At 68.5% G+C, this 13,608-nt stretch carries 7 protein-coding genes and 1 tRNA gene; 5 read left to right on the top strand and 3 right to left on the bottom strand.

Going from position 1 to position 13,608, the window contains the following annotated elements; genetic code table 11:
- Positions 1–43: 43 nt before the first annotated feature.
- Positions 44–2,776, bottom strand: a complete 2,733-nt coding sequence (locus ACFVTM_RS02620; protein ID WP_390201810.1) for a PEP/pyruvate-binding domain-containing protein — start codon at positions 2,774–2,776, stop codon at positions 44–46.
- A 41-nt stretch (positions 2,777–2,817) separates the two neighbouring features.
- Positions 2,818–3,855, bottom strand: a complete 1,038-nt coding sequence (locus ACFVTM_RS02615; RefSeq protein WP_390201809.1) for a universal stress protein — start codon at positions 3,853–3,855, stop codon at positions 2,818–2,820.
- Between the two features lie 473 nt (positions 3,856–4,328).
- Between ACFVTM_RS02615 and ACFVTM_RS02610 the strand changes: the two genes are divergently transcribed.
- On the top strand, positions 4,329–4,958 hold the full coding sequence (locus ACFVTM_RS02610; protein WP_390202096.1) for an FAD-binding protein: 630 nt from the start codon (positions 4,329–4,331) through the stop codon (positions 4,956–4,958).
- Between the two features lie 28 nt (positions 4,959–4,986).
- Here ACFVTM_RS02610 and ACFVTM_RS02605 read toward each other — a convergent pair whose 3' ends face one another.
- The gene (locus ACFVTM_RS02605) at positions 4,987–5,589 is read right to left on the bottom strand and encodes a copper resistance protein CopC (RefSeq protein WP_390201808.1); all 603 of its coding nucleotides are present in this window, start codon (positions 5,587–5,589) and stop codon (positions 4,987–4,989) included.
- Positions 5,590–5,710: 121 nt separating this feature from the next.
- Here ACFVTM_RS02605 and ACFVTM_RS02600 point away from each other — a divergent pair, with 121 nt between their 5' ends.
- The 4 genes from ACFVTM_RS02600 (at position 5,711) to ACFVTM_RS02585 (ending at position 13,521) form a co-directional block, all read left to right on the top strand.
- Positions 5,711–7,153: an NCS2 family permease gene (locus ACFVTM_RS02600; protein WP_390202095.1), complete on the top strand. Its 1,443-nt coding sequence runs from the start codon at positions 5,711–5,713 to the stop codon at positions 7,151–7,153.
- Positions 7,154–7,272: 119 nt separating this feature from the next.
- Entirely contained in the window at positions 7,273–8,235 is a 963-nt protein-coding gene (gene hutG, locus ACFVTM_RS02595; protein ID WP_390201807.1) for a formimidoylglutamase, read from the top strand.
- A gap of 158 nt (positions 8,236–8,393) precedes the next feature.
- Positions 8,394–8,464 (top strand) — tRNA-Cys (locus tag ACFVTM_RS02590).
- A 134-nt stretch (positions 8,465–8,598) separates the two neighbouring features.
- On the top strand, positions 8,599–13,521 hold the full coding sequence (locus ACFVTM_RS02585) for an NAD-glutamate dehydrogenase (protein ID WP_390201806.1): 4,923 nt from the start codon (positions 8,599–8,601) through the stop codon (positions 13,519–13,521).
- The last annotated feature ends 87 nt before the right edge of the window (positions 13,522–13,608 follow it).

The following is a 13,608-nucleotide window of genomic DNA, read 5'->3' as shown; positions in this document are numbered from 1 at the left end:
GGCGCTATTTGCCGGCGTCCTTTCCGGGGTCAGCTTTCCGGTGTCAGCCTTCCGGTGTCACGGTGCCGGCGGCGCCGTCGACCGTTATGTTGTGGCCGGTGGCGATCCGCGCGGTCGCGTCTGGGACCCCCACTACCGCGGGGATCCCGTATTCCCGTGCGACGACGGCACCGTGGGAGTTGGGGCCGCCCATTTCCATCACCAGGCCGCCGGCCGTCAGGAACAGCGGTGTCCAGCCGGGATCCGTGGACGGCGCCACGAGGATCTCGCCCGGTTCCAGGTGCGCGCCCTGGGGGTCCAGGATCACGCGGGCCCGGGCCGTGACGATGCCGGCCGAGGCAGGCGTCCCGGAGAGCTGCCCGGCCGAACCGTCAGCGCCCGCCGGGCCACGGCTGGCGCCGGCCTGCACCGCCTCGGGCTCGGTGCCGTCCGAGAGCAGCACGCGGGGAATGTGCCGCCGGCCCAGTTCAGCCCCGTACGCCTCCCGTCGCTGTGCCACGAGCCCCTGCAGCCCTGCGCCGCGCAGCCCCACGTGCGCTTCGGTCAGGTCGAGGAAGAACACGTCATCCGCCGCGTCGATGGCCCCGGCCGCGGCGAGTTCGGCCCCCACGGCCGCAAGCTGCTGCCGGACGGCGCCGAGCGCTTCCACGAGGTAGAACTTGGGCAGTTCACGCAGCCCGGCGAACATCCGGGTCCGCCGCAGCGCGGCCCGCACGAGTGCCCCCCGGAGGCGGCTGCGCTGCCCCGCCGCGGCCACGAGCCGCCCCACCTGGGCTTCCGCATCGCGGGCCGCCTTGGCAAACTGCCGGTCCGGGGCAAGCGCGGGGTCATCCATGCGCAGATAGTTTGCCAGGACCCCGAGGATGTGGGTCGGGTCGTCAGACCAGCGAGGCATGCCGACGTCGATCTCCGCCACGGCGCGGTGGCCGTACCGGGCCAGGAAGTCCGCCAGCCCGGATTGCACGACGCCGGGAAGCTCCGCTGCCCGGTAACGCCGGGCTATCTCCGGCAACGAGTCCTCCCCGAACACCGCTGCCGACGCCGGGTCCTTCCGGATGACCATGGCCAGCGACCAGAGATCCAGGTCCATTTCAGTGGTCACGTTGTTGGGCAGGCCCCGCAGGACCTCCTGCAGCGCCCCGTTCCCCGGGCTCCCGGCGAGTTTTCCGGCCGCCGCGAGCAGGGCGAACCCCAAGGCGGGCAGCGGCAGGACGGCCGGAACCACGCGAAAGACGCTCCCGCCGAGGATCCGCTCCACGTGGTCCAAGCGCTGCGTGGCCGTGGCGTCGGCCGGCACCGCGAGCGCGGCCCTGAGTTCTTCGCCCACCCGGTCGGCCCGGCGCAGTGCTTCCTCGGGCCGGAGGAGGGCGCGGACCAAGGTCTCCGGGACCCTGGCCCGCGCCGCCACCGGGCCGACGTGGCGCAGCAAGCGCCACGGCGACTTGATCGTTACCGAGAACCTGGGATCGGCGAATAGGTTGCGCAGCACGGCCGCCGAGCGCGCCTCCATGACGTCGAAAACCCGGGGGACGATGGCCCGGCCGGTCCTGCTGCGGACCACGGGCGTGAGGTCGAAGAAGATGCGCTGCCCGGCCTCGGTGTACGGGGCCGGCCCGTCCCGGGGCACGGGCACCGGGAAACGCGCCGCCCCCGCGACGGAGGAGGCAATCAGCCGGATGCCGGCGAGGCCCATCGGCGTCAGGGGCCGGGTCAGCCCCTGGGCCAGGCTGAAGCACAGGTAGACGCGCGGTCCGGGCCCGGACGGTTGTTTGTCCGGCATCGGATAGAGGGTGGTGATGGGCCTGGACTGGGTCAGCCACACGGCGCCGTCCTGGCCGATGGCCCATTCGAGGTCCTGCGGCGAGCCGAAGTGCACTTCCGCGCGGCGGCCCAGGAGCTCCAGCGCGGCCAGCTGGGCATGGTCCAGGCTGGGCGTCGACCCGGCGCCCGGTTGTGCCACGCGCTCGGTGCCGCCGCCGGGCAGGGGGCGGATGAGCAGGCCCTTGTCCCCTAGTCGCCGCTCGAGGATCCGTCCCGTGGCGCCGTCGAGCACAAAGTGGTCCGGGTTGACGGCCCCGGACACTACGGCCTCCCCCAGCCCCGGGCTGGCGTCGATGACGGCCTCGTGCCGTCGCCCGGTCACGGGGTTGGCCGTGAACAGCACTCCGGCCACGGCCGCGTCCACCATGCGCTGGACGACGACGGCGAGGGACACCGCGGACGGCTCGATTCCCTGCACCGCCCGGTAGGTCACGGCGCGGTCTGTCCACAGCGAGGCCCAGCACTGGCGGACGGCGGCCAGCACGGCATCCGCGCCGACGACGTTCAGGTACGTGTCCTGCTGGCCGGCGAAACTGGCAAAGGGCAGGTCCTCGGCGGTCGCGGAGGACCGCACAGCCACCGGAGCGTCCGCGCCAAGCGCTGCATACGCTGCGCGCACGGCGGCGTCGATGCCGGCGGGGACGTCGGCGTCGAGCACCAAGGCGCGGGCCTTCGCGGCGAGCGAGGCCAGCGCAGCCAGATCATCGGGGGCCGTCGCGGCAAGGGCGCGGTGCACGTCCGCCAGCGCCGGTGAGGCCGTGGCATCCAGGTAGGCGCGGGTAGTCAGGCAGAAGCCGGGGGGAACCGGGAGTCCGGCCCGTGCCAGCTCGCCGAGGTTGGCCGCCTTGCCGCCGGCCTGGGCCAGCATGTCCTGGCTCAGGCGCTCCAAAGCCAGGACCGGGCCGTCCTGGGCTGTCCAGTCCTCGGCCGGATCCGGCGTCCCGCGGTGCTCCATCTGCAAACCGTCCTTCCGACGCCGGACCTGGTGCCCGGGACCTACGAGTCGCCGAGCATCGGGCCGAAGCTGGGCCTGTCCGCCAGCCGAGGGTCATCGCGGTCCGGCACCACCATGACGGGCCCCTTGGCGTGGTGGAGGACGCCGTCGGACGTGGATCCGAGAAGCATTCCGGCGAAGCCGCCGCGCCCGCGGGTGCCGACCACCACGAGTTCCACGTGCCGGCTGGCTTCGACGAGAATGTCGACGGGCGAACCGTCCACGAGCTGCGTCTCCACCTGCAGCGCGGGGAAGTGGCTCCGCAGCCAGGCCACGCCGGCGTCGAGCTGGACCTTGATGTCGGCGAACAGGGCATCGCGGTCCATCGGCGTGGGCACCCAGGCCAGCGAGCCGGTGTACTGCGGCACGGCGCACACCACCCGCAGCCGGGCGCCGAGCCGTTCGGTCTGGGCCGCCGCTTCCAGCACCGCGACGCGGGCCTGCTCGGAGCCGTCGACGCCGACCACCACAACGTTTTCGACCGGCTGGTGGCCGGACTTCGCGCGTTCGGCCAGGACGTGCTTGTCATCCGTGGTTTCGCCGAGGCGGTCCGCGCAGATCAGCGGCACAGTCACCGTGGGGCACTTGGCGTGGGCGGGCAGCGCGCTGCTGACAGAACCGAGCAGCCGTCCCACAAAGCCGCCGCGGCCGCGGGTTCCGAAGACCAGAAGCTCGGCGGTTTCGCTGATTTCCAGCAGCACGCCGGAGGCGTCCCCGTTTTCGACGGACGCGTCGACGTCGATGTTGTAGCCGGCGACCTTGTCCAGGGCGTGCTTGAGGATGGCTTCGGCGCCCTCCCGGATCACGGAGTCGTCCACGGTGGCGTAGCCGCCGTCGAGTCCGGAAGCGGCGAAGATCGGAACCGAGTAGGCGGTCACGATGTGCAGCGGGCGGCGGCGGCGTTCTGCCTCGCGGGCTGCCCACACGAGGGCGCAGTGGCTGTGGTCCGAGCCATCCACTCCCACGACGATCCCCCGGGGAGGCGCCGGTTCGCCGCCGGCCTCCCATGCCGGGTCCGGATGCACCTGTTCACGGCCCATTGGGTCCGCCTCCTCGCGATACTTGCCTGATGTTTCGGCTATTCTGCCAGAAGTACCGGCGCCCGGCGTCCACCGGCGAGGCGGCCGCGAATCTGCGCGCAAGAACCCCTGATTTTTCTCACTATTCTCGGTTAATTGCGAACATTCAAGACGGCCTCCGGGCGTCCGCGGCGGGCGGCGTCCGAAGGATTTACGCAGAGTTAACACGCCGTTCCGCGGCCGGGAATCCCGGGCTTTCGGGACGGTTCCGACATGATTCCGGGCCCGGAATCCCGCAAAAATTCGGCACCACGGCCAATGTCCTACCTCCTCTATCCACGGGCCGGAATCTTAGGTATCCTTCGAGGCATTGCTGAACCGAGACTGGTATTTCAGAACGCAGCCGCTGAGGCTGCCGAACCAGGCCTGGGTTGGCGTCCGGGGGTTTCCCCGCGACTGGCACCATTTCGAGGAGGTACCCTGCAGTGTCGAGCATGCCTTTGTACGGCGGGATTGAGCGGACCACCGCCGTAGTTATCGGGACGGGGCTCTCCGGCCTGGCCGTGGCCAGCGAGCTCCAGCGCCGCGGTGTCGCGTCCATCATTGTGGACGGTCTCGACCTCCTGGGTGCCGGCCACCCGGCCAACACCTCCTCACTCCAGCGCTGCGACGCGGCGGACGCCGCCAGCCTGCGGGAGCGCAACGAAATCCTACGGCATCTGCGCAACTACGCCGCAAGCCACAAGCTCGACGTGCGGAACAACATCCGGGCCCTGCAGCTGGACCTCCTCGAGGCCGGCACGGAGGGGTCCCCCACCGAGAAGTGGGCCGTCCAGACCCCCGGCGGCGTCCTGCTGGCCGATCACCTTGTCCTGACCCGCTGCGCGCACAGCCAACTGCGCCGCATGCTCTCGGAGCTGGGCATGGCGGCCGGAGCGAACCTCATGGCCGCGATGCATGCGCTCGGGATGTACCTCGTGGGGGTGGGAGAGCTCATTACCCCCACACCGAAGGAAGTCCTGCGCCAGGCCAAGGTGGTGGGCCAGGCGATCTCCGCCAAGGTCCATCCGCACGGCGTCCCCGCCCTGCTGCCGGGCGGCTTCGCCCTCGCTGCCCCGGCCTAAGAGCAACCGGCCTTACCGCAACGCGGGGTCAGCCCTCGGCGTCGCTCCCGTTGCTTTCGTTACCCGGCGTGAGGCGGCGCTTGGCCATCAGGCCCAGGGCCACCAGGATGCCGACCGCCACGGCAACAAAGATCATGACGCTCCACGGAAAGGACTGTGATCCGGCCGGCGCAGGGGCGGGCGCAGGCGTGGTGCCGGGCTGGGCGGTGCCCATCGTGGGGACCGCGGCGGCCGTCGTCGTACCCGCCGCAGCCGCCGTCGCCGTGAAGGTGAAGCTGCCCTCGATCGGGTGGCCGTCGGAACTGGCCACCCGCCAGTGCACGGTGTATTGTCCTGCGGGGGCGCCGGACTTCAGCTTCTGCGCGGCGACGTTGTCTACGATCTGCACGGGTCCGTCCGCCCAGTTGGCGCCCGTGGCGTCGTTGACCAGGATCTGCGAGCCCAGGGCGAGCGGATTGTGGTTGAAAGTGACCGAGACCTGCTCCGGCGGCGCCGCAAGGGTTGCTCCGGCGGCCGGGCTGGTGGACTCCAGGGTGTCGTGCGCCGACGCCGGGCTCACGGCCCCCAGCAGGACGGCCACGAGGACGACGGCGCCCAGCAGGGCACAGCGAAGCTGTCGGATACGGCGCATGGGCAGGCTACTCCTAGTGTTGGCTTCCTTACAGACTAGGCGAAAACGCCGGGTTGGCCGCTGGGCTCCCAATAAGATTGAAGCTTCACCCATCACTCCCGGAGGACTAATGCAAGACCTAATGCTCAAGCAGGGCTCCGCACTCGACCGGTATTTCAAGATATCCGAGCGGGGGTCGAACTTCTCGCGCGAGATCCGCGGAGGGTTCGCCACGTTCTTCGCCATGAGCTACATCGTGGTCCTGAACCCGCTGATCCTCTCCGGGCCTGACTCCACGGGCGCCACGCTCGGCTTCCCCGCCGTCGCCGCCGTCACCGCCTTCGTGGCGGGCATCCTCACCATCCTCATGGGCGCCTGGGCCAAGCATCCCTTTGCCATGGCAACCGGGCTCGGCGTCAATGCGTTCGTCGCCGTCACGGTGGCCACGAACCCCGGCCTGTCCTGGCCGGACATGATGGGCCTGGTGATGCTCTCCGGCGTCACCATGCTGATCCTGGTCCTCACCGGTTTCCGGACCGCCGTGTTCAAGGCCGTCCCGGAGGGGCTGAAGACCGCGATCGTGGTGGGCATCGGCCTCTTCATCGCCCTGATCGGGCTCGTCAACGCGGGCTTCGTGCGCCGCATCCCGGATGTCGCCGGCACCACCGTTCCGGTCGGCCTGGGCTTCGACGGCAAGCTCCTGGGCTGGCCCACGCTTGTGTTTGTCTTCGGCCTGGTCCTGACCATCGGGCTGGTGGTCCGCAAGGTCAAGGGCGCCATCCTGATCGGCATCGTCGCCTCGACCATCCTGTCCGTGATCCTGGAAGCCACCCTGCACATCGGCCCCAGCTTTGACGGCACCACCCACAACCCGCAGGGCTGGTCCCTGGTGGCCCCGGCATTCTCCGAGTGGGCGGCCCCTGACCTGTCCCTGCTCGGCCAGGCCAACCCGTTCGGCGCCTTTGAGCACCTCGGCTTTGTCGCCGCGACCCTGCTGGCCTTCGTGATCCTGCTCAGCATCTTCTTCGATGCCATGGGCACCATGGTGGGCCTGGCCACGGAGGCCGGCACCATCGACAAGGACGGCAACATCCCCAACGTCGACCGCGTGCTGCAGGTGGACGCCCTGGGTGCGATCATCGGCGGCGGTGCCTCCGTGTCCTCGAACCAGATCTACGTCGAATCCGGCGCAGGCATCGGCGAAGGCGCCCGCACCGGCCTGGCCTCCATCGTCACCGGCCTGCTGTTCCTCGTCGCCATGTTCTTCACCCCGCTGATCAACCTCGTGCCATTCGAGGCCGTGGCCCCCGCGCTCGTGATCGTCGGCTTCATGATGGTCTCGCAGGTGGGCAAGATCGACTGGGAGGACTGGGGCATCGCGATCCCGGCGTTCCTGACCTTCACGCTCATGCCGTTCACCTATTCGATCGCCAACGGCCTGGGCGCGGGCTTCATCTCCTTCGTGCTGATCCGCCTGTTCCAGGGCCGGGCCCGCGACGTGCACCCGCTCATGTGGGCTGTGGCGGGCGCGTTCCTGCTCTTCTTCGCGATCGGCCCCATCGAGGCGGCCCTCGGCATCCACTAGGGTCCGTTCGCAGGCCCGCCCCTTCCGCCCGCCGGTGTTTACGAGCAGTTTCCGGGATTCCGGACAGCCCCGCGGCGGCGCGGCTGGTTTTCCGGCCCGGGCTGCGGTGAGCTAGGGACATGGTTTCTCCCGCGCTCCCAGTAGATGTCCCGCCGCAGCCCTGGACCGGACGGTTCGACGGCGACGGCGACGAGCACCGGCGCTGGTGGCAGGCCGTCACCCCCTTCACGCCCGCAACGGTTCCGGCAGCGGCCGGCACCGGCCAGCGGCCCGCCGTCATCCTCGGCTTCGGCAGCGACGCCGGTGTGCGGCGCAACAAGGGCCGCACCGGCGCCGCGGCCGCCCCCGCCGCCATCCGCACTGCGCTCGGCCCGCTTGCCTTCCACCTGTCCCGGGACGTGCGCGACGCCGGTGATGTCACCGTGGCCGCAGACGCACTGGAGGCGGGGCAGGCACGTGCCGGGCTCGCCATCACCAGGCTGCTGGACGCCGGCAGGCTTCCCGTGGTGCTGGGCGGCGGGCACGAGACCGCCTTTGCCAGCTACCTCGGCGTGGCCGGATCCGCGGCGGTCCGAGAAGGACTCACCGTCGGCGTGCTGAACCTCGACGCGCATTTCGACCTCCGCGACGAGCCCGTGCCCAGCTCCGGCACGCCGTTCCTCCAGATGGCCCGCGCAGAAGCCGCCGCCGGCCGCGAACTGCGGTACGCCGTCGTCGGGATTTCCGAGCCGAACAACACCCCGGCGCTGTTTCGGACCGCCGAGAAGCTCGGTGTGGACTACCTGCTGGACGAGGACTGCTCGTCGGAGGCCGCACACACGTTCGTGGCGGCGTTCCTGGCACAGGTGGACGCGCTGTACCTGACCATCGACCTGGACGTGCTGCCGGCCTCGGTGGCCCCCGGTGTCAGCGCCCCGGCCGCGTATGGGGTGCCGCTGCCGGTGATCAGCGCCGTGTGCCGGCAGGTGGCCGCGAGCGGGAAGCTCCTGCACCTGGACATCGCGGAACTGAACCCGGAGTTCGATATCGACGGCCGCACCGCCAAAGTGGCCGCCCGGCTGGTCAATACGCTGCTGGGGTAGGCGCGCAAGATTTCGACGGCGTCGGCCCGGCGTCGCGGAAGGTCACCGTGCTCAACCCGGCGCAACCGGGCTCAATGCCGGGCAACCGGGCTCAATGCCGGTCAACCGGGCGAAACCAATGTTGGAGCGAGCCCCGCGGCCTGCCTACTCTCGATGCACGTGGTGTGCCCGAGAGGCCAGGGAGCTGCCTGCAAAGCAGCGCACGCGGGTTCGAATCCCGCCGCCACGTCTGGGAGTGCTGACCGTTTGCTTGTCCCTGCGGGGATGGACTGCCTGACGTGCGACAGCCATCATGAAAGCAGGCGCGACGTTTCGGCGACCGCAGCAACACGGCCTCTCGTTGCGCGATGGAGGCGCAGACCAATGTCCCCGCAATCCGGCCCTGCAGACCATGTACCGGCGGACGTTTCCGCCGGGGACACGTTCCTGACGGACTACTACGAGCACGTGGCCGACGACGACATACGGAACTACACCGCCGAAGCGCTCCGGAAGCGTGCGGAATACCATCGTTCGCTGGCCGCAATCCGGAGCCCGGGCGAGGCCGTCATCGGGGTGCTGAGTGAGACCGACGCCAGCGTCGTGGCAATCGTGGCCGAGGACATGCCGTATCTGCTTCCCTCCATCACGGCGGCATTCGCCCGTGACAATGCCGCCATACGCCTGCTGGTCCACCCCACCTTCACCGTTGGCAGGACGCCCGGGACGAACAGGCTCGTGAACATCCGGCCGGTCCCGCTGCGCACTGCCTGGCCGGTGGCCAATGAACCTCCCGCGATGCCGTCGCCGCCTGAATCCAATGGCGACCTGACCTGCACGGAGGCCTGGATCGCCGTCGAAACCGCCATGCTGCCGGACCAGGCAAACGCCGATCTGCTCATTCATAATCTCCAAGCGGTGCTGGCCGATGTTCATGCGGCAGCCGAGGACTCCGCAGCCATCCATCGGCAGGTGACCGCGGAAGTTGCCGCACTGGATGCCAATACCGCTGCTGCCCCCGCTGCGGATTCAGTGGCCGCACCAGCCGCAACCTCCTCAACCTCCTCGACCTCCTCAACCTCCTCAACCTCGACGGCGCAGGCGGCAAGGGACTTGCTGCGCTGGCTGGACGACGGCAACTTCGTGTTTCTCGGGTACCGCGGATATGACATAGGTGACGAGGACGGACAGCCTGTCCTCGCTGCACGACCGGGGTCCGGGCTCGGGCTCCTGCGGCACCGGGAGCAGAGCCGGCCGCTGCAAAGTTCCGCCATGCCGGGGGCCCCACGACCGGTCCCAGGCCCGGCCCTGGCCCTCACGAAGGCGGGCATCCGTTCCACAGTCCTCCGGGACGCCTACTTGGACGAAGTCAGCCTCCTGAGGTTTGACACGGCCGGCAACCCTACCGGGGAAGTGTGCTTTGTTGGCCTCTTCGCCCCCAGCGCTGCTAGCCGGTCCGTGCAACAGATCCCGGTCATCCGGGACAAGGTGGCCACGGTACTGGACCGTTCCGGATTCCCGCCCGGATCCCATGCCGGCAAGGAACTGTTGGCCGCCATCGAGGCCTATCCGCGTGACGAGCTCTTCCACATCGACGCAACCGATCTGGCCAGCCAGGCGCGCGAAATCCTGCGACTCCAGGAACGCCACAGCACCCGGCTGTTCCTCAGGCCCGACTCCTATGGACGTTTCATGTCCGCCCTGGTGTTCCTTCCGCGCCGCCGCTACAGCACGGCCGTCAGGCACAACATCGAGCGGGAACTGCGGGAGACCTTCAACTCGAAAGCCGTCGAGTTCGAACTTCGCCTCAGCGAGTCGGCCATGGCGCGCGTGTTCTTCCGGATCCTGCTTCCGGGCGGAGAACGGCCCGCCGTCGATGCCTCAGCGTTGGAGCTGCGCATCATTGCTGCCTCGAGGTCATGGGCCGAAGGCCTGGACGAGGCTCTCCAGCACAGATTCCCCGCTGGCGAGGCCGCCCGGCTGTCCATGCAGTGGGCCCAGGCGTTTCCGGCCAGCTACAAGGCTGACTACGAGGTGGAGGATGCCGTCGAGGACATTATCAAGTTCGAAAGCCTGGCCGGGCCGGAGGGCAGGAGCGATGACCCGCTGCTTTCTGTCTACGCACGCCCGGGAACTCCGGTGCTGGCCGAGGACGCCCGGATCCGCCTCTACCTGACACGGCCGAAGAGCCTGACGCAGATCCTGCCGTTCTTCCACAACCTGGGGCTCGAGGTGCTCGACCAACGGCCCTTCGACGTCCGGCGCGCCGATGGCCATACGTTCTTCCTGTACGACCTCGGGCTGACATACCCCTCTGGGGTTGACCCCCTGAGCACCAGCGGGCTCCTAGCCGACTCGTTCTGCGCCGCCATGAGGGGAGACATCGAATCCGACACCTTTGACGCACTGGTCATCAGGGAAGGAATCGGATGGCGCCAGACCGCCATCCTGCGCGGCTATGCGAAATACCTGCAGCAGCTCGGAACCACCAACTCGTACGGCTTCATGGCGGACACGCTGCGGGCGAATATCCGGGCCACGCGCGCACTCCTTGCACTGTTCGAGGCAAAGTTCGATCCGGATCTCGACGAACCAACCCGCCTCCGTGGCATGGACTCGGCCAGAAGTGAGCTGGCGGCAGCCATAGACGCCGTGCCGGTCCTGGATGCCGACCGTCTCCTGCGTTCCTTCGCGAGTCTTGTCGAGGCCACCCTGCGCACCAATTACTTCCTGAACAAGCCCTACCTCAGCTTCAAGCTCAACGTCTCCGGCGTCCCGGCCGCACCTGCCCCGCGGCCGAAATACGAAATCTGGGTCTATTCGCCGCGGGTTGAAGGGGTGCACCTGCGCTTTGGCGCCCTTGCACGCGGCGGGCTTCGCTGGTCCGACCGCCGGGAGGACTTCCGGACGGAGGTCCTGGGACTCGTCAAGGCGCAGACGGTCAAGAACGCCGTGATCGTGCCAACGGGCGCCAAGGGTGGTTTCTATCCGAAGCGACTACCCCACCCCGCCACAGACCGGGCGGCCTGGCTGGCCGAGGGGCAGGAAAGCTACCGGATCTTCATCCGCGGCATGCTGGACATCACCGACAATCTGCTCACAACCCTCGACGGCGCCCACGGGTCCACCGAGCTGGTTGTGCCGCCCGAGCGGGTGGTCCGGCACGACGGCGATGACTACTACCTGGTGGTTGCCGCCGACAAGGGGACGGCCGCGTTCTCGGACATCGCCAATGCCTTGGCCCTGGAGTACGGATTCTGGCTCGGCGACGCTTTCGCCTCGGGCGGCTCGGTGGGCTATGACCACAAGCAGATGGGCATCACGGCGCGCGGGGCCTGGGAGTCGGTCCGGCACCATTTCCGCGAGCTGCTCATCGACTCCGCAGCCGAGGACTTCACGGTAGTGGGCATAGGCGACATGAGCGGGGACGTGTTCGGCAACGGAATGCTGCTGTCCCGCCACATCCTGCTGGTGGCGGCGTTCGACCACCGGCACATCTTCCTCGATCCAACCCCCGATCCGGCCGCCTCCTATGCGGAGCGGCAGCGGCTGTTCGGGCTTCCCCGTTCCTCCTGGGCCGACTACGACGTCTCGAAAATCAGCGCGGGCGGCGGCGTGTTCTCCCGGCTGGCGAAGTCGATCGAGATCACCGAAGCGGTGCGCCTTGCGCTGGGGCTGGAGCCGGGAACGACGGCGATGAGCCCGCCGGAGCTGCTCAAGGCCGTCCTTCTGGCCCCCGTGGACCTGCTCTACAACGGAGGCATCGGAACGTACGTGAAGGCCTCCACCGAGACCCACCCGGACGTGGGAGACAAGGCCAACGATGCCATCCGTGTCAACGCCAGTCAGCTGAGGACACGGATCATCGCCGAGGGCGGCAACCTTGGCATCACCCAGCGGGGCCGGGTAGAGGCAGCGCTGGGTGGGATCCTGGTGAACACCGATGCGATCGACAACTCCGCCGGTGTGGACTGTTCGGACCATGAGGTGAACATCAAGATCTTCCTTGACCGGATGATCGCCGCGGGAAGGATCGCCCCGGAGGAAAGGACCGGCTTCCTGCACACCCTGCAGGAGGAAGTCGGACGCTTGGTCTTGAAAACCAATGTGGACCAGAACGTGCTCCTCCTCAACGACCGCCAGCTGGTGCTTCAATGGAGCCCGAGCTTTGAGCGCACCATGGACTGGCTGGAGGCCGAGACGGACCTGGACAGAAACCTTGAATGCCTGCCGGGCACAGAGCAGCTGCACTCCCGCCTGCAGACCGGCAAGGGCCTGACATCTCCGGAGCTTTCCGTGTTGGCCGCGTATGCCAAGATCGAGCTGGCAAGGGAACTCACACTTGGCGGACTGGCCGATGACCCGTGGTTCTCCCGGACCCTGCGCGGCTACTTTCCGCGCCAGCTCTCGGAGCGGTTCGGGGATGAGCTGTCCACGCATCCGCTGCGGCGGCAGATCGTGGCCACTGTTATTGCCAACGACATGATCAATCTGGGCGGCATTGCCTTCGCCTTCAGGGCAATGGAGGAGACCACGGTATCGGCGGCCGCGGTGGCGCGCGGGTTCGTGGTCATGCGCAAAATCTGGGACTTTGACTCCATCACCCAGGCCCTCGCACAGCTGCCGGCAAGCATCCCCAGCGAGCACGGGTGTGCGGTGGCACTGGACATGCGCCGCCTGCTGGACCGCTCGACCCGCTGGTATGTCACCCACGATTTCCGGGACAAGCCAATCGCCGATGCCCTGGCCCGGCTCGAGCCCCCCATGTCCGTCCTGCGCCCCAAGTTCGGCAGCTATCTTCACGGCGTGAATCTGCAGCACGCGCTGATCCGCCTGGCCCACACCGACGCCGTCGGGCTGCCCCATGACTTGGGCGTGCGCGCCTCCGAGATCCTGGTCAGCTACGGTCTTCTGGACATCTCCGCCATCTCCGAAGAGCTCCAAGAGCCCGTGGACACCGTGGCCGAAGTGTATTTTGCCGTCTTCGAGCGGATCTCGGCGGTCCCCATTCTTGAACACATCACGGCGTTGCCGCGGGAAACGCACTGGGAGGCCCTCGCCCGGGCGGCACTTCGGGACGACGTGTATTTGGTCCTCGCCGGTATGACGAAGGCTGTTGTGCGGAATACTCCACGCCCCTCGGAAGGAGGCGATCCAGTGGAGCGGATCATCGCCTGGGAACGCGAAAACATCGAACAGCTCGGCAGGATCCAGGAGACCATCAAGGAAGCCATCAAGCCAGGCCCGGTGGACATCGCAGCATTGTCCGTTGCGGTCAAACTGTTGCGGGCCGTGGTCAGCCGGTAGACAGCACGGGCGCAGACAAAACCGGCACCGACAAAACCGGGACAGACAAAACCGGGACCCGATCGCCTGGCCGCACCAGCAATGGTG

The organism is Arthrobacter sp. NPDC058130, assembly GCF_042884475.1.
GTDB lineage: Bacteria > Actinomycetota > Actinomycetes > Actinomycetales > Micrococcaceae > Arthrobacter.
The sequence above is the reverse complement of the archived record's forward strand: the minus strand, read 5'-3'. Positions and strand labels throughout refer to the sequence as shown.

Bases quoted from the DNA above. Each gene is read 5' to 3' on its own strand.
- ACFVTM_RS02600 (WP_390202095.1), top strand. From the start codon at position 5,711: ATGCTCAAGCAGGGCTCCGCACTCGACCGGTATTTCAAGATATCCGAG.
- ACFVTM_RS02585 (WP_390201806.1), top strand. From the start codon at position 8,599: ATGTCCCCGCAATCCGGCCCTGCAGACCATGTACCGGCGGACGTTTCC.
- ACFVTM_RS02620 (WP_390201810.1), bottom strand. From the start codon at position 2,776: ATGGAGCACCGCGGGACGCCGGATCCGGCCGAGGACTGGACAGCCCAG.
- ACFVTM_RS02615 (WP_390201809.1), bottom strand. From the start codon at position 3,855: ATGGGCCGTGAACAGGTGCATCCGGACCCGGCATGGGAGGCCGGCGGC.
- hutG (WP_390201807.1), top strand. From the start codon at position 7,273: ATGGTTTCTCCCGCGCTCCCAGTAGATGTCCCGCCGCAGCCCTGGACC.
- ACFVTM_RS02610 (WP_390202096.1), top strand. From the start codon at position 4,329: ATGCCTTTGTACGGCGGGATTGAGCGGACCACCGCCGTAGTTATCGGG.
- ACFVTM_RS02605 (WP_390201808.1), bottom strand. From the start codon at position 5,589: ATGCGCCGTATCCGACAGCTTCGCTGTGCCCTGCTGGGCGCCGTCGTC.